The sequence below is a fragment of the Acidovorax sp. genome, assembly GCF_034519795.1.
GTDB lineage: Bacteria > Pseudomonadota > Gammaproteobacteria > Burkholderiales > Burkholderiaceae_C > Acidovorax.
Genome location: NZ_JAXHOB010000007.1, coordinates 1 through 15,781, shown reverse-complemented (window position 1 = coordinate 15,781; position 15,781 = coordinate 1). Strand labels below are relative to the sequence as shown.

At 65.2% G+C, this 15,781-nt stretch carries 17 protein-coding genes, 1 tRNA gene and 4 pseudogenes; 14 read left to right on the top strand and 8 right to left on the bottom strand.

All coding sequences use genetic code 11. The features are described 5' to 3' along the window. The first annotated feature begins 33 nt into the window (after positions 1–33). The 14 genes and pseudogenes from U5N23_RS06195 to U5N23_RS06140 all read left to right on the top strand — a co-directional run bounded on the left by U5N23_RS06195 (position 34) and on the right by U5N23_RS06140 (position 10,351). Positions 34–838: pseudogene (locus U5N23_RS06195) on the top strand (sulfite exporter TauE/SafE family protein). 13 nt (positions 839–851) lie between these two features. Further along, positions 852–2,636 (top strand): nitrite/sulfite reductase, encoded by a 1,785-nt coding sequence (locus tag U5N23_RS06190; protein WP_322591932.1) that lies wholly within the window; start codon positions 852–854, stop codon positions 2,634–2,636. A gap of 42 nt (positions 2,637–2,678) precedes the next feature. Then, entirely contained in the window at positions 2,679–3,065 is a 387-nt protein-coding gene (locus tag U5N23_RS06185; RefSeq protein ID WP_322592342.1) for a DUF934 domain-containing protein, read from the top strand. Between the two features lie 49 nt (positions 3,066–3,114). Then, a pseudogene (locus tag U5N23_RS06180) lies at positions 3,115–3,739 on the top strand (phosphoadenosine phosphosulfate reductase family protein). Between the two features lie 18 nt (positions 3,740–3,757). Beyond that, positions 3,758–4,714, top strand: coding sequence for a sulfate adenylyltransferase subunit CysD (gene cysD / locus U5N23_RS06175; protein ID WP_322591931.1), 957 nt, complete (start codon positions 3,758–3,760; stop codon positions 4,712–4,714). Positions 4,715–4,786: 72 nt separating this feature from the next. Further along, positions 4,787–5,800, top strand: a complete 1,014-nt coding sequence (locus U5N23_RS06170; protein WP_416208581.1) for a GTP-binding protein — start codon at positions 4,787–4,789, stop codon at positions 5,798–5,800. 36 nt (positions 5,801–5,836) lie between these two features. Then, positions 5,837–6,124 carry an elongation factor 1-alpha C-terminal domain-related protein gene (locus U5N23_RS33085; protein WP_416208587.1) on the top strand — a complete coding sequence of 96 codons (288 nt, stop codon included), beginning with the start codon at positions 5,837–5,839 and terminating at the stop codon, positions 6,122–6,124. Between the two features lie 129 nt (positions 6,125–6,253). Beyond that, a pseudogene (gene fdxA / locus U5N23_RS06165) lies at positions 6,254–6,648 on the top strand (ferredoxin FdxA). After that, a pseudogene (locus U5N23_RS06160) lies at positions 6,626–7,700 on the top strand (NAD(P)/FAD-dependent oxidoreductase); the annotation flags it as partial. The pseudogenes fdxA and U5N23_RS06160, both read left to right, overlap by 23 nt. 343 nt (positions 7,701–8,043) lie before the next feature. Then, positions 8,044–8,445: a TonB-dependent receptor plug domain-containing protein gene (locus tag U5N23_RS33080; RefSeq protein WP_416208580.1), complete on the top strand. Its 402-nt coding sequence runs from the start codon at positions 8,044–8,046 to the stop codon at positions 8,443–8,445. Next, entirely contained in the window at positions 8,442–8,642 is a 201-nt protein-coding gene (locus U5N23_RS06150) for a hypothetical protein (RefSeq protein WP_322591929.1), read from the top strand. The genes U5N23_RS33080 and U5N23_RS06150 overlap by 4 nt, the downstream gene beginning before the upstream one ends. Positions 8,643–9,134: 492 nt before the next feature. Next, positions 9,135–9,641 carry a hypothetical protein gene (locus tag U5N23_RS06145; protein ID WP_322591928.1) on the top strand — a complete coding sequence of 169 codons (507 nt, stop codon included), beginning with the start codon at positions 9,135–9,137 and terminating at the stop codon, positions 9,639–9,641. Positions 9,642–9,664: 23 nt separating this feature from the next. Continuing rightward, the gene (locus tag U5N23_RS33075) at positions 9,665–10,210 is read left to right on the top strand and encodes a TonB-dependent receptor domain-containing protein (protein WP_416208579.1); all 546 of its coding nucleotides are present in this window, start codon (positions 9,665–9,667) and stop codon (positions 10,208–10,210) included. A gap of 65 nt (positions 10,211–10,275) precedes the next feature. After that, positions 10,276–10,351, top strand: a tRNA-Asn gene (locus U5N23_RS06140). A 231-nt stretch (positions 10,352–10,582) separates the two neighbouring features. Here U5N23_RS06140 and U5N23_RS06135 read toward each other — a convergent pair. The 8 genes from U5N23_RS06135 to U5N23_RS06100 form a co-directional block, all read right to left on the bottom strand. Further along, the gene (locus tag U5N23_RS06135; protein WP_322591927.1) at positions 10,583–10,987 is read right to left on the bottom strand and encodes a hypothetical protein; all 405 of its coding nucleotides are present in this window, start codon (positions 10,985–10,987) and stop codon (positions 10,583–10,585) included. Beyond that, positions 10,981–11,241, bottom strand: a complete 261-nt coding sequence (locus U5N23_RS06130; protein ID WP_322592341.1) for a hypothetical protein — start codon at positions 11,239–11,241, stop codon at positions 10,981–10,983. Before U5N23_RS06130 ends, U5N23_RS06135 begins: the two co-directional genes overlap by 7 nt. After that, positions 11,226–11,954 (bottom strand): BREX system Lon protease-like protein BrxL, encoded by a 729-nt coding sequence (locus U5N23_RS06125; protein WP_322591926.1) that lies wholly within the window; start codon positions 11,952–11,954, stop codon positions 11,226–11,228. Before U5N23_RS06125 ends, U5N23_RS06130 begins: the two co-directional genes overlap by 16 nt. Before the next feature lie 400 nt (positions 11,955–12,354). Continuing rightward, complete coding sequence (locus tag U5N23_RS06120; RefSeq protein WP_322591925.1) at positions 12,355–12,633, bottom strand: anti-phage BREX system Lon protease BrxL; 279 nt, start codon at positions 12,631–12,633, stop codon at positions 12,355–12,357. Positions 12,634–12,937: 304 nt separating this feature from the next. Then, positions 12,938–13,192, bottom strand: a complete 255-nt coding sequence (locus tag U5N23_RS06115; protein WP_322591924.1) for a hypothetical protein — start codon at positions 13,190–13,192, stop codon at positions 12,938–12,940. Positions 13,193–13,515: 323 nt separating this feature from the next. Further along, positions 13,516–14,208, bottom strand: coding sequence for a hypothetical protein (locus U5N23_RS06110; protein WP_322591923.1), 693 nt, complete (start codon positions 14,206–14,208; stop codon positions 13,516–13,518). A 75-nt stretch (positions 14,209–14,283) separates the two neighbouring features. Next, positions 14,284–14,595 carry a hypothetical protein gene (locus tag U5N23_RS06105; RefSeq protein WP_322591922.1) on the bottom strand — a complete coding sequence of 104 codons (312 nt, stop codon included), beginning with the start codon at positions 14,593–14,595 and terminating at the stop codon, positions 14,284–14,286. Further along, the gene (locus U5N23_RS06100; RefSeq protein WP_322591921.1) at positions 14,534–14,800 is read right to left on the bottom strand and encodes a hypothetical protein; all 267 of its coding nucleotides are present in this window, start codon (positions 14,798–14,800) and stop codon (positions 14,534–14,536) included. Before U5N23_RS06100 ends, U5N23_RS06105 begins: the two co-directional genes overlap by 62 nt. Positions 14,801–15,781: the final 981 nt, after the last annotated feature.

The following is a 15,781-nucleotide window of genomic DNA, read 5'->3' as shown; positions in this document are numbered from 1 at the left end:
GTTTCCATAAGGAGCGCTCTTACATTCGCTGCCATGCACGATCTGGCGTTTGTCTTTGCGGGGTTTGCGGTAGGCCTCATCGTCGGCCTGACCGGAGTGGGCGGCGGCTCGCTGATGACGCCCGTGCTGATCTTTTTCTTCGGCGTCAAGCCCCACTTGGCCATCGGCACCGACCTGCTGTTCGCCGCCTTCACCAAGATGGGCGGCACGGTGAGCATGGCCCGCCAGCGCCTGGTGCCCTGGCGCGTGGTGGGCCAGCTGTGCGCGGGCAGCATCCCCGCAGCCATCCTGGCGCTGTGGGCGCTCAAGGAACTGGGCCCGGCCAGTGCCCAGGCCCAGCGCATCATGACCACCACGCTGGGCTTTGCCCTGCTGCTCACGGCCGCCGCCACGCTGTACAAGGTGGTGGCCTTTTCGCGCCAGCGCCAGGCGGCCGACCAGGCCGCTGCGCCTGGCCAACGCCGAGCAGGCCACCCGCCCGCGCCACTGGAGCCTGCCGGTGCTGCTGGGCGCGGTGATCGGCACGCTGGTGACCTTCACCTCGGTGGGTGCTGGCGCCATCGGCGTCACCGTGCTGCTGCTGGTCTACCCGCTGCTGCCGCTGCCTCGCGTCATCGGCGCCGACATCGCCTACGCCGTGCCCTTGACCCTGGTGGCAGGGCTGGGACATGCCTCGCTCGGCTCGGTGGACTGGACTTTGCTTGCACAATTGCTGGCTGGCTCGCTGCCGGGCATCTGGCTGGGTTCACGCCTGGTCACCCGCACGCCCGAGCGCCTGATCCGCTCCGCCCTGTCCGTCCTGCTGGCCTGGGCAGGCGCCAAATTGATAATGATCTGAGTAGTAGCCCACGATGTACCAATACACAGAATTCGACACCCAATTCGTCCACCAGCGCGCGCGCCAGTTCCGCGACCAGCTCGAGCGCTGGCAGGCGGGCAAGCTGCCCGAAGACGACTTCCGCCCCCTGCGCCTGCAGAACGGCTGGTACGTGCAGCGCTACGCGCCCATGCTGCGCGTGGCCGTGCCCTACGGCGAGATCGCCAGCCGCCAGCTGCGCGTGCTGGCCACCATCGCGCGTGACTACGACGAACCCGAAGCAGCCGTCTTCAAGGCCGCCATGGAAGGCCAGGGCCTGCTGGGCACGACCTTTTTGCCCAAGAACTGCGCCCACTTCACCACGCGCACCAACGTGCAGTTCAACTGGATCCCGCTGTCCAAGGCCGCCGACGTGATGGACCTGCTGGCCAGCGTGGACATGCATGGCATCCAGACCAGCGGCAACTGCATCCGCAACACCACCACCGATGCGCTGGCCGGTGTGGCCGTGGACGAGCTGATCGACCCCCGCCCCTACGCCGAGATCCTGCGCCAGTGGACCACGCTGCACCCCGAGTTCGCGTTCTTGCCGCGCAAGTTCAAGATCGCCATCAGCGGCGCCAAGGACGACCGTGCGGCCACCGGCTGGCACGACGTGGGCCTGCACATGGCCCGCAATGAGGCCGGCGAGATCGGTTTCAAGGTCTTCGTGGGTGGCGGCATGGGCCGCACCCCGGTGATCGGCACCGTGATCCGCGAGTTCCTGCCCTGGAACCAGATCATGAACTACATCGAGGCCATCGTGCGCGTGTACAACGAGCACGGCCGCCGCGACAACAAGTACAAGGCGCGCATCAAGATCCTGGTCAAGTCCGAAGGCCAGAAATACATCGACGATGTGGAAGAAGAGTACCGCCAGATCATGGAGATCGACGGTGGCCCGCACACCGTGCCCCAGGCCGAGTTCGACCGCGTGGCCGCCTGCTTCGTGCCGCCCGTGCTGGCCGACATCCCCGATGCCGACCCCGCCGCCCTGGCCGCATCGCTGCAGGCGCAGGCCGCCGAGCACGTAGCCTTTGGCCGCTGGCTCAAGCGCAATGTGCATGCGCACCAGAACCCGCAGCTGCGCGCCGTCACGCTGTCGTTCAAGCGCCCCGGCCAGTCGCCCGGCGACGCCACCAGCGACCAGCTCATCGCCCTGGCCGACCTGGTGGACAAATACTCGGCCGGCGAAGCCCGCGTGACGCACGACCAGAACGTGCTGCTGCCCTGGGTGCATGCCAGCCGCCTGTTCGACCTGTGGCAGGAAGCCAAGGCCCTGGGCCTGGCCAGCGCCAACGTGCAACTGCTCACCGACATGATCGCCTGCCCCGGCGGCGACTTCTGCGCGCTGGCCAATGCCCGCTCGCTGCCGATTGCCGAGGCCATCACCCAGCGTTACCAGGACCTGGACGAGCTCGACGACATCGGCGAGATCGACCTGCACATCAGCGGCTGCATCAACAGCTGCGGCCACCACCACAGCGGCCACATCGGCATCCTGGGCGTCGACAAGGACGGCAAGGAGTGGTACCAGGTCACGCTGGGCGGCTCCGACGGCTCCGACCTGTCGGGCGCTGCGGTTGCCGGCAAGGTGATCGGCCCCTCGTTCTCGGCGGCCGAAGTGCCGGACGTGATCGAGGCCGTGCTCGGCACCTACCGCGACCTGCGCGAAAGCGGCGAGACCTTCCAGAACACCGTGCGCCGCGCGGGCCTGGACCCGTTCAAGGAAGCCGCCAAGCTCGCCCGCCACAAAGACGAAACCCTGGCCACGGCCTGAGCGCCGGCACTGCAGCCACAGATGACGGACACCCTGATGAACATGAAACTACTCGCATCCCACGACCACCAGCCCCCTGCCGAAGGCGACGCCCGCAGCGTGGCGCTGGCCAACGATGCCGATGCCCTGGCGCTGGCGCTGGACGGCGTGGAGCGCGTGGACCTGCACTTCCCCAGCTTCACCGATGGCCGCGCCTTCAGCCAGGCCTTTCTGCTGCGCCGCCGCCGCGGTTTCAAGGGCGACATCCGCGCCACGGGCGACGTGCTGATCGACCAGCTGGTGCAGATGCAGCGCACGGGCTTTTCGTCGGCCGTGCTGCGCGAGGGCGTGGACGCAGCGGACGCGCAGCGCCAGTTCGAGATGTTCCCTGGCTTCTACCAGGGCGACGCCGTGAACCCCCAGCCCCTCTTTGCCGCCAAGGCCGCCTGACAGGCGCACTGCCCAAGCGCCCACTGCACCGAAACACGAGCCCCTCACCATGAGTCACATCGATCTCGCACGCATCAACGCGGAACTCGGCCGCAACGCCGAGGGCCTCGTCGCCTGGGCCCTGGGCCTGGGCCAGCGCCCCATCGTCACCACCAACTTCCGCCCGTTCGAGGCGGTGATCCTGCACATGGTCAGCCGCGTGAACCCCGATGTGCCCGTGGTCTGGATGGACAACGGCTACAACACCGAAGCCACCTACCGCTTTGCCGATGAAGTGACGAAACAGCTCGGCCTGAATCTCAAGATCTACCTGCCGCGCCGCTCGCGCGCGCACCGCGAGGCGGTGGAGGGCGCCACGCCCGCGCTGGACGACCCGCGCCACGCCGCCTTCACCGAAGAAGTGAAGCTGGAGCCCTTTGCCCGCGCCCTGCGCGAGACGGCGCCGCAAGGTCTGGTTCACCGCCCTGCGCGCCACCGACACCGCCGTGCGCGCCCAGATGGACCCCGTGAGCATCAACCCCGACGGCCTGATCAAGGTCGCGCCGCTGCTGCACTGGTCGTCCAAGGACCTGTACGAGTATTGCCAGAAGCACGGCCTGCCCAACAACTTCGACTACGTGGACCCGACCAAGGGCGAAGAGAACCGCGAATGCGGCCTGCACATCGCGCATTGAGCGACCGCAGAACCGACCATGAACGCCCGCACCGACTCAGCGCTGCTTGAGAAAAACACCAAAAACATGAGCTACCACCTCAACAACTCGCACCTCGACGCCCTGGAAGAAGAAACCATCTTCATCCTGCGCGAAGTGGCCGCCGCCTTCGAGCGCCCCACCCTGCTGTTCTCGGGCGGCAAGGATTCGCTGGTCATGCTCAAGTGCGCCGAGAAGGCCTTTGGCGCAGGCCGCATCCCCTACCCGCTCTTGATGATCGACACGGGCCACAACTTCCCTGAAGTCACGGACTTCCGCGACTTCCGCGCCAAGGAGCTGGGTGCCGAGCTCATCGTGCGCAGCGTGGAAGACTCGATGGCGCGCGGCACCGTGCGCCTGGCGCACCCGGGCGAGAGCCGCAACGTGCACCAGTCGGTCACGCTGCTCGAAGCCATTGAAGAATTCCGCTTCGACGCCCTGATCGGCGGCGCCCGCCGCGACGAAGAAAAGGCCCGCGCCAAGGAGCGCATCTTCAGCCACCGCGACAGCTTCGGCCAATGGCAGCCCAAGGCCCAGCGCCCCGAGCTGTGGACGCTGTTCAACACCCGCCTGCAGCCCGGCGAGCACTTCCGCGTGTTCCCCATCAGCAACTGGACCGAGCTGGACGTGTGGCAGTACATCGACCGCGAGCAGATCGGCCTGCCCAGCATCTACTACACGCACAAGCGCGAGGTGGTGGACCGCAAGGGCCTGTTGATGCCCGTGACCGAACTCACACCGCCACGCGAAGGCGAGACGGTGCAGACGCGCGACGTGCGCTTTCGCACCGTGGGCGACATCACCTGCACCGCACCGGTGGAGAGCACGGCCGCCACGCCGGCCGAGATCGTCATCGAGACCCTGGCCGCCGACGTGAGCGAGCGCGGCGCCACGCGCATGGACGACAAGACGAGCGACGCCTCGATGGAAAAGCGCAAGAAGGACGGGTATTTCTGATGACCACCACTATCAACTTCAATAGCTACCAACGCGCCTACCAGCACAGGGCGACCAGCGCCCAAAACGACCATGACACTCGGCGCCCTCAAGTTCATCACCTGCGGCACGGTGGACGACGGCAAGAGCACGCTGATCGGCCGCCTGCTGGTGGACAGCAAGGCCGTGCTGCAGGACCACCTGGCCGGCGTGCAGCGCCAGGGCGAGACCGACCTGGCCCTGCTGACCGACGGCCTGAGCGCCGAGCGCGAACAAGGCATCACCATCGACGTGGCCTACCGCTACTTCGCCACCGAAGAGCGCAAGTTCATCATCGGCGACGCGCCCGGCCACGAGCAGTACACCCGCAACATGGTCACGGCCGCCAGCAGCGCCGACGCCGCCGTGGTGCTGGTCGATGCCACCAAGCTCGACTGGAAGAACGCCGACCTGGCACTGCTGCCCCAAACCCGCCGCCACAGCCTGCTGGCCCATTTGCTGCGCGTGCACTCGCTGGTGTTTGCCGTGAACAAGCTCGACGCCGTGGACAGACCGCCGCGCTGGCCTGTGCCGCACATCAGCGGCGCGCTGCAAGCATTTGCCGCAGGCCGCCGGCATCACCGTGCACCGCCACGGTGCCCGTGTCCGCCCTCAAGGGCTGGAACGTGGTGGACGCCGCCGCCAGCGGCTGGTGCGGCTACACCGGCCCCACGCTGCTGGAAGTGCTGGAAGCAATTGCCCAATCACCGCCTGCCGACACGGGCGCTGGCGCTGGCCTTCCCGGTGCAGTGGGTCGAGAAGTTCTCGTCGTCGTCCGACACCAGCCAGGGCCGCCGCGTGTTCTGGGGCCGCGTGGCCGCAGGCAGGTGTGCGCCCGGGCACCGCCGGTGCAGGTCTTCCCCAGCGGCCAGACTGGCCACCGTGGCCCAGGTGCTGAACCACGCGCGCCGCCCCAAGGACGTGTGCCCGCGGGCCACAGCGCCGGCATCGTGCTCGACCGCGAGGTGGACGTGTCGCGCGGCGACTGGCTGCTGGCCGCCCCCACGGCCGCCGCCGCCCCGGCCGCGACGACGACTTTGCGACACCCCCGCCGCCAGCCCGGCCTAGCCCGCCAGCCGCGAGCTGCAAGCCACCGTGGCCTGGATGGACGACGAGCCCCTGGTGGCTGGCCGCGTGTACTGGGCGCTGCACGGCCACCGCTGGGTCAAGGCCAAGGTCAAGCGCATGGTGCACCGGCTGAACATCAACACGCTGGCCGAAGAAGACGCCACGCAGCTCGACCCCAACGCCATCGGCCATGTGGAGCTGGCTGCTGCAGGAGGCGCCTTGCCGCCGCTGCCGTTCCCGCCCGCCGCGCGTGCTGGGCTCGCTGATTCTGGTGGACACCGCCAGCCACAAGACGTCGGGCGCGGTGCTGGTCAGCTGAACTGATCGCAAATCAGCACCCTTCCAACGTACCCCGGTCACGCCATCGGGGCCTGTCAGCGACCGCCTATAACCCAAGGGTCGGTGAAAGCTCTTAAAATCGCAGGGTTTTCACCGACCCCCACAACTCACGTCATGACCCACGTCGTCACCGAAAACTGCATCAAGTGCAAGTACACCGATTGTGTCGATGTCTGCCCCGTGGACTGCTTCCGCGAAGGCCCCAACATGCTCGACCATCGACCCCGATGAATGCATCGACTGCGCGGTGTGCATTCCCGAGTGCCCGGTGAACGCCATCTATGCCGAGGAAGACCTGCCCAAGCCGACCAGTCGCACATCACGAAGCTCAACGCCGACCTGGCCAAGTTGCCGACGGCTGGAAGAGCATCACCAAGCGCAAGCCCGAGCTGCCCGACGCCGACGAGTGGAAAGACAAGACCGGCAAGCTGCTGCTGAACTGGTGCGCTGAAGCGGCATGGAACCCGCACCTGACGCCGGAGAGCACTGGACACAGCCGCCGCCCATGACGGCCCGATCGAGACGGATGCCGTGATCGTGGGCGCGGGGCCTGTGGGCCTGTTCCAGGTGTTCGAGCTGGGCCTGCTCGAAATCAAGGCCCACATACATCGATCGCTCTGCCCTATCCCGGGTGGCCAGCCGGTCGAGCTGTACCCGGACAAACCGATCTACGACATTCCCGCCATACCGGTGTGCACCGGGCAGGAGCTGACCGACGCGCTGCTCAAGCAGATCACGCCCTTCGGCCCCACCTTCCACCCTCGGCCAGGAAGTCACGCACCGTTGCAGAGGCAGGACGATGGCCGCTTCTACGTGGCCACCGTCGAAGGGCACGCGCTTTCTCACCAAGACGATCTTCATCGCGGCCGGCGTGGGCGCGTTCCAGCCGCGCACGCTGAAGGTGGACGGGCTGGAGCAGTTCGACGGCACGCAGCTGTTCTACCGCGTGAAGAACCCGGCCGATTTCGCCGGCAAGAACCTGGTGATCGTCGGCGGCGGCGACTCCGCCATTTGACTGGGCTCTGAACTTTGTGGGGGATGGGCCCGAACAAGGCCGAGAGCGTGATCCTGATCCACCGCAGAGATGGCTTCAAGGCCGCGCCCGCTAACGTGGCCCGCATGCAGGCGAGCTGTGCGACGCAGTACGAGATGCAGTTCGTCATCGGCCAGGTCACCGGCCACTGAAGAAATGAAGACGGCCTTCACCGGCATCAAGGTCACAGGCGCCGACGCGGTGACCCGCGTGCGTGCCGCTGGACGATCTGCTGGTGTTCCTTGGCCTTTCACCCAAGCTCGGCCCGATTGCCGAGTGGAGCCTGGAATCGAGCGCAAGCAACTGGTCGTGGACACCGAGAAATTCTCCACCAACATGCCCGGCATCTTTGCCGTGGGCGACATCAACACCTACCCCGGCAAGAAGAAACTCATCCTGTGCGGCTTCCACGAGTGCGCGTTGGCCGCCTTCGGCGCCGTGCCCTTCATCTTTCCCGAGAAGAAGGTGTTCCTGCAGTACACCACCACCAGCCCCAAGCTGCACAAGGTATTGGGCGTGGAAACCCCATCTTCGACGATTAGAGCGGCGTACTGCGGTGGAGGCGCTAAAGGCGCCGAACATCCGCGAACCACAAGCCCGCCGCACTGCGGGCTAACTCTACACCCGCGCTCGCAAAGGCGCATTCGCTAGTGTTGTAGTGCCGTAGGGCCGCCATTGAGAAAGTCCCTTTGAACCTGATTGAGGTAATCCTCGCGCAGGGAAGCCCGCTACCCGGACGAAGCATCGAACCCAAGCCCGATGCGCCCTGTTCCAAGCTCAGCCGACCTGCCATAACGTTGAAGGAAACGCCACGGCACATAGTATAGCCTTATGAAGAAAAAACCGACCATTCCCAGCATCGGATGGTCATTTGTTGCTCTATTTTTTAACTAGCTTATCATGCTCCGGCACAGACCGTGGCGCAGCGCTAGGCGGTGCCGGACGTTCAGCCTGGCGCCTGTCACTGGTCAGCGAACGCGCTAGCGCGGCTGACGGCCGACATCACCGGGTTTCGACAATTCCACTGGCGCGCAGCCCCGTCTCCGTCACTGTGGTGGACTCCAAGACCATCGAGGAAATCGGCGCCCAGCGCCTGGGCGACCTGTTCCGGCTCGACGCCTCGCTCTCGGACGCCGACAACGCGGTCGGTTACTGGGACCTTGTGACGATTCGGGGCTTCGTGGTCGACCAGACCGCTACAACTACCGGCGCGACGGCCTGCCGATCAGCGCTGAAATCTCTCGGCATCCCTGGAAAACAAGGAGCGCGTTGAATTCCCTCAAGGGCACCAGCGGCATCCTTGTAGGAACCAGCGCCCCCGGGGCCTTGGTGAACTACGCGGTCAAACGCCCTGACCAAACCGATCTGCGCAGCCTGCGCCTGGAAACCTCCAGCGACGGTGGCCTGCTCGGGCATCTGGATCTGGGCGGACGCTTTGGCGAAGACCGCCGCTTCGGCTACCGGGCTTGAACGCTGTTGCGGCCGACGTTCGCTTCCATGTGACGCAGCGGCAAACGGCAAGTAGCCGCTCGCCTGGGCCATGGACTGGCGCGCCACCCGGGACACCCTGATCGAAGGCGAGTTCGAGCACTCGCGCCTGAGACAGCCCAGCGTGCCCAGCCCGAGCCTGCTGGGCAACGCCCTGCCGCCGCGCCAACCCGTTCATCAACATCAACAGCCAGCCCTGGCCGCAGCCCAATCCGCTGGACGGCTTCACCGGCAGCATCGGCATCCAGCAGGCCATCAGCAGCCGCCAATGGCGCTGGCAGGGTCAACTGGGCACCTCAGCGCCCTGAAGAGCGACGACCGGCTGGCCTACCCTTCGGCTGCTATGACAACAGCTCCCGGCGTCCTACTACGCCGACCGCTTCGCCCCCAACGGCGACTGCGACCTGTACGACTACCGCAGCAACGACCGACGCGCCGCCAGACCCAGTCCGGCGCTGCTGAAGGTGGTCGGCGATGCCGCGCGCAGGATCGGCGCGGCACAACCTGAGTTTCGGCGTCCAGGGCACGCTGTTACCGCGAGACCGGCAACCGCAGGCCGACAACAACGCAGCGGTGGGCACCGGCAACATCTTCACACTGCCCGCACTGCCCGAGGCACCGACCTTCCAGGACCCCTACATCAACCGCACCGAACGCGGCGCGGAGTTTTTCGCGTTTGACGCGATCCAGTGGACGCAGGCTTTCCAGACCTGGCTGGGCGTGCGCCACTCCGCGCCTGAAGCGCGAAAGCGCCGCCACGGACGGCAGCCAGAGCACCGGCGTATTCGCGATCATCACCACGCCCTGGATGGCCGCCACCTGGCAGCTGGATCCAGCGACCATGGCCTACGCGAGCTACGGCGAAGGCGCCGAGTCCGTAATAGCGCCGGCACGCAGCCGATACGCCAACGCCGGCCAGCCCTTCTCCGCGCTCAAGAGCCGGCAAACCGAGGTGGGCGCAAAAGCCACCAGACACCCTGAACTGGAACACCACCGCTCTCAACGTGGCGCGCCCTGTGTCGGGCGACGCCGGCAGCTGCGACACGGCCGGTACCTGCACCCGCCAGGAAGACGGGTCGGTGCGCAACCAGGGCATCGAGCTCGGCGCGGGCCTGACCCACGGCCCGTGGCGCCTGGGCGCCAGCGCGACCCGCCTGCAGGCGCAGCAGCGGCAGGACAGCACCATCAACCCAACCTCAACGGCAAAAGCCCAACCAACGTGCCGGACCAGCTCGTACCGCCAACGCCGCCTAGCGCGTGCCGAGGCGCCCGGTCTGAGCCTGCTGGGCACCACTTCTTACGAAGGCAGCCGCACCGTGCTGCCTGACGAGTCGATCACCCTGCCCGCCTGGGCCCGACTGGACCTGGGCGTGCGCTACGAAACACGGACACTGGGCAAGTACCCAACCACTGGAGCCTGCTGGTCGACAACGTCGCAAACAGCCGCTACTTCACCGAATCCCCTACCAGTACGGCCACGTCACACCTGTTCCCAGCCGCACCCCGCATGGCCAGAATGGCCGTGCAGACCGCGTTCTGAAGATCCTTAAAAAATCGTCACGCACAAACGCCGCCCGTGAAAAAAATGAAAATGACGCTATAATTTGAGGCTTGTTCCTCGATAGCTCAGTCGGTAGAGCGCCGGACTGTTAATCCGCAGGTCCCTGGTTCGAGCCCAGGTCGAGGAGCCACTTATAGGCCTTATAGGCACTAGCCCCGAAGCTATTCAAAGATAGCACGGGGGCTTTTTAATTGCGTTGACTTTTCCCCGTGTAGCCACCATGTAGCCACTCAGTACCGAAGTTCTTTAGAAAGGCAGACAATCAAAAACATCGCACGCAGCGCTTGCAAAAGGATTCGCGACCATTCCTAGTCAATCGGCAATTGCCTTCAACAACGCATCCCTCCCATCCTGGTAGAACTCAATATCCAGCCGGGCCGCCGTCGTCCGAGAGATCGAACAATTGTCGGCGGCAAGACACCGGAAGCAGCAGCGACTTGGCACCCTTTTCAACGGCGAGTTCGGCCAGCGTCACCGCGTTGTGGATGGGTTCGATGGTGCCGCCCAGCGTCACTTCGCCGACCACGACCAAGCCCACCGCGCACCGACTTGCTTCAGCAGCGCACTGGACAGCGCAATCAACGAGGCCACCACGCCGGTCTTGGCGCCCGATCTTGGCCGCATCAAAGCCGCGTAGCTGAACCGAAAACTCATGCGACCGCGGGTCTCGGTCGCCGACCAAGCTGCATGGGCGCGGGCGTACAGGTTCTGCTCGGCACAGCGGATCGATTCCTGGAATGGCGTGCGGCACGGGCTTGTTCAGCACCTTCCACCCCACTGCCAGGCCCTTCGGTGACTTCGAGCGGAACAGCCCCGGGTGCTCGTCCTGACCGCCGGGGCTCGAGCGTCCAGATCTGTCCGGCTCTCAAGTGGCTCGTCGCCAATGCCGCCCTGGCTCTGCAGCTCGGGCGTGGAGACGAACTTCTCGACGCCCTCGGCGCCCATCGTGTAGCTGAAGTGCGTGTTGCGGAACTCAGCCGCGCCGATGCGCTTCTGTTGCTCCTTCACACGCCGGCGCACCTCCAGCGCCAAGCGCACGGCCCATTCCAGATCTTCGTCACTGACCGGCCATCTCGGCGCTCGGATGACAGCAGCTTGAGCAGCCCGCTGACGGTCTTGTTGACGCCGTTGATGTCGCGCCCCCTGAGAGCGCGCCGCCCAAACGAACCCGGCTCTGCAGACACGGACACCCGGCTCTGGCTTCGCAGCTGGGTCAAGCACTCGGACAGGAAGTCGCTCACCAACCCAAAGTGAGCGGTGAACAGGCTGGGGTTGAGCTTGGGCACATCCCAACCCGGCAGGAAGCAGTGGATGCGATCCATGAACGCGGTGTCGTCGCGCATCTCGGGCGGCAGCGGGCCGAACAGGTGGCCGACGCGCTGCTGGTGCTCCACATCCACATCGAAGTTGCCGACCATCACGATGGAGCCATCGGCGCGGATGCTCTCCTTGCCACGGCAGAACTCGCCGCTCTCCATGTAGCCCTTCATGATGTTGACGCCGTCCTTCTGGTCGAAGGAGACGCCGGACACCTCATCGAAGCACACCACGTCGTACTGGCACACCAGCCCGCGCTGGCCGTTGGCGTTGTTGACGAACATCTGGGCGACGGTGGCCTTGCCGCCGGAAATCAGGTGCGCGTAGGGCGACACCTGCTGGAACAGATGCGACTTGCCGGTTCCGCGAGGCCCGAGCTCCACCAGGTTGTAGTTGCGCTCGACGAACGGCACCATGCGCAGCAGCAGGCGCGTCCTTGGCGCCGGGCTCGCTCAGTTGCTGCCGGCTCCATGCCCACGCTAGCGCAGCAGGAAGGCTCCCCCACTCTTCGGTGGTGCAACGCTGCGCGCGCGCTGGTCATCTACGTCCAGCACATCGCGCTGGGACAGCTGGATGCGCACGCAGGCGCATCGACGCCGAATGGACGCCCATTCTTTCTCCTGGGCGATGGCGGCGTCGTAGACTCGAGCGTCACCTCGGCGTAAAAACCGCCCGGTAAGCATGCGCTCGGTGTCCTCGGTGACCAGTCTCTGCTGAAGCGCGCACATCGCGCAGCGCAGGCTGAAGGCAGCGTGGCCACGTAGGAGTCGGTCTTGGCGTCCAGACCGGGCGGTGATGAGGTCAATGATGCTTGACCTAGCCCCGCTTCACGCGCCCCGGCCTTGAAGAGCTCCTCCTTCGCCCGCCCGCACCGTGCGCGTTCGGCATCAGCTGGCGCTGCACGATGTCCAGCCCTTCCTGAATTTCGGCCTGGTCGTTGGTCGTCGCGCAGTAGCGGCCCAGCATGAACTCGACAACATAGGTCGGCACCGGAAACTGGCGCGAGAACTGGCGCACCAAATCCTTGCGGACGATATAACCGCCGCAAGGCTTTCGCCGCAGCCTTGCGATCCAGGGTATCAAGTTCCATTCCACACTTCCAGTTCATGTTCTTCGGCCACCTTTTGTCCGTCTCGACGCAGCACGACGGCAATCTGCTCGCCGACCAAATCATCCACTTCCTCGAACACCACGCGGCCCCGCCGTCGGCGTCGAGCGTCTCAGCCCGCTAATCGCCGACCCCAGCCGTTCCAGGCCGACCGTCAGCCCGGCCGCATCCGTCGCCATTACCGAGCAAATAGTCTTGCGGGTATTCCAACTGACCGACAGCAATCTCGGCTGCCCGGCCACGGGTCCAATAGCTGCACGCGCATGAAGGGCACGACGGATTCCTGCAAGCTCAGGCCGCCATGGTCGGCCTGCGGCCGCTGAAAGCGGAAATACCCGGCGCCAGCGCCACGCGCACTCCGGGGTCGAAGCTCCACGGTAGCACCAGAAAGTCCTGGTCGCCGCTGGCATCCTTGAGCACCGCGCAGCGACCCCACTTGGTTTCGGTCAGCCTGGCCGGGAGTTCCGCCTTCGGCAGCCCACCGGGCAGCAGCAGCCAGCCGTGATCGGTTACCAGCCAGACTTGCTTCCATCCGACATTGAGCAAGCGGCGAACGGTTCGGCCAGATCATCCAGATGCCGCCACGGCGCGGGCCAGTTTCAGACCCTTGTTATGGCCATCGCTGTCGATGTCGCCCGGAAAACTCGGCCTAACCCGCTGTAGGCAAAGCCGGGGTTTTCGGAATCGACGATGGCATAGCCTTCCGGTTCCATTGCCTTGCGCAACTTGCCGTGTAGGCGCCTTGGGCAGCTTGGGAGCAAGCCGCCATTGCCGCCCTCGACCAGCTTGCAGGCCGGAGATACCCAGACCTTGCCGCTGCTGGTGACCGACGGGATGCCAGGATCCAGGCTCCAGCGACGCTGCTCAGGCTACCTCGACGCCCAGCAACGCCTCCAGCTCGCGGGCCAGATCAATCGCAGGCCATCGACGAACAGCACCACCGTGCCATCCGGCACCTCCGGCAGGCTCCAGTGCGGATAACCGCCTTGCTTGACCAGGGCCTGGAAGCCTTCGGCTTGCTGCTCCAGCCAGTGGCGGTAGAGCGCCTGCAGCACGGCATAAATCGGCTTCCTCAAGTTCGGCCTGCTGGGTGATGGCCATGGCGGCGCGTGCGTCGGCATCGACACGCCAGCCGCTGGCCGCGTAGCCGAGCGGCCGCCGTCGCATTGCCCCCCGCCAGAGGCCTCCTGGAAGGCCTTGGCGACGCTGGCGAGCTGGGCCAGGGCCATGGCCAGCGCGCACGCCCTTGCGCGGCCCAAAGGTGCTCGCGACGGATGGCATGTTTGGCTTCCAGCGCCAGGCACGGCCTGTGCGGCTTCGGCGGGCGCCAGGCTGGCCGCCTTGAGCAACTCCTCGGCGAGCCGCTTCTCGTCGACGGCGTTCTCGCGCGGATAGCGTTCCGCACCGACAAACAGGTCCGGCGGCGCGATCGACTCGAAGACCGCATAGTACCGGGGCGCTGTGCCAGTGGGCGGCGTACTTCTCCCACAGCGGGTGTTCGGCGTCGCCGGCATGGCGAGGATGCGCTGCGCCACCTCCATCACACCCTTGGCCAACTCCACGCCGAATCGGGTGCGCGTGGTGCTGACAAAGCTGGCCCAGGTATCGCCTTTCTCTTTTTGAATCGCCTCGTGCCGTCAGCCAGCGCAGCACGGTTTGCCGGCGCGGGGTTGGAGCAAGTCGTTGAGGTAACGCTCATCGAGCACCTGGGCGTCCAGCGCCGGCAGGTCCTGCAGCAGCAGTTTGGCCATCGCCGCCTTGAGCGCCTGCACGGTTTCCTGGTTGCCGGCCACCTTCAGCCCCAGCCCGCCGCGCTGCTCGCAGAAGGCGCGCAGCGTCCAGTCCTTGCCGTTCTCCTGGCGCCAGAACGCGCCCCGGTACTGCAGCTCAGCAAGCGGTGCCAGTTGCGGGTCGTCTTTCAGGCCGCAGGTCGGTGCGCAACTGGCCATTGCCGACGCCGGGCAGGTAGAGGATCGCCGTCTCGCCCGCGCCGACGTTTCCATCTTGGCGGTCGGCCACCGTGCGCAACCAGACGTGCCGGGGCCGGTGCGGCTGTCGGGGGTCAAGCGCCGAGGTCGTGCAGTCGCGTGCGGCCTTGATCAGCGGCAGCACGGCTTCCCACTCGCGCTTCTCGTCGGTCCAGAGAATCGCCACGGGGGCGCTTCAAGGGCAGGGTTGAAGCGCTTGGCTCGCTCTTCAGGTGAGCCGACCAAGGCCCCAAGCACGGTGGTGGGTTTTTCATCTTGCACCCTGAATGACTTCTTTGGCGGCATCAAAATGCTCCGCCCAATGGCCAAGTTTCTTTCTTTTCGCCGCAGGCAAGGCTTTTTCTCCAACCGGTCCCGGAAGTCCCGCTTTTGGTTTGCTCGTAGGTCACGTCCTCAGTTTGATCGTTGGCTGTTCCAGTTTTGCCCTTTACTGGAATCGGCAGCGCGTTGCAATTAGGACTTACGCAAAAGAAACTTTCAAACTCTTAAACTGAGTTTTGAGTGCCATATTCTGATCCATGGATTGATCCTCGGCCCACCCGATGTGCAATTTAAATATCTTTGTTTCAACTGGCTGTTCGGATTCATTAAATATGCCTGCAATTGGCTTGCCCAACTCAACAGGAGCCATATGATGAAGCCGACAAGACCGACTACTGCTCGCTTTTGATCTCCACCTTGCATCAACTATACCTGAAACCTACTTCGCCGACTATCACCCGCATTTCTCGCATGACGCCATCAACTCCGTTACCTGCAAGACGAAAACATAACGCTCTATCACGCCCAGAGCAGGTGGAGAAAATCCATCGAACCTGACTCCGAACGCTTTTCTTGCCGTTCGCCCATGCTGCCCCTCGGACAAAAGCGAACCACTTGCCCATGCGATCGAGCTGGTGCGGCTGTGCGGCAGCAGCGGCAATGCCCATGGCCTGATCAAGGGCATCGGTGTGGTCAACTGCTTGTACGTCAACCCCGCAGCGGTCGCTACTGGATCATCGACTGGCGAGTGTTCGCCCCGCAGGTGACCATAAGACCAAGCTCCAGTACGTCCAGGAGATGTTCGACGAGGCCATGACGGGCAAGAAGCTGCCATTCCGCGTGGTGCTGATGGACTCCTGGTACACCAAGGAGCTGATGGTGCACA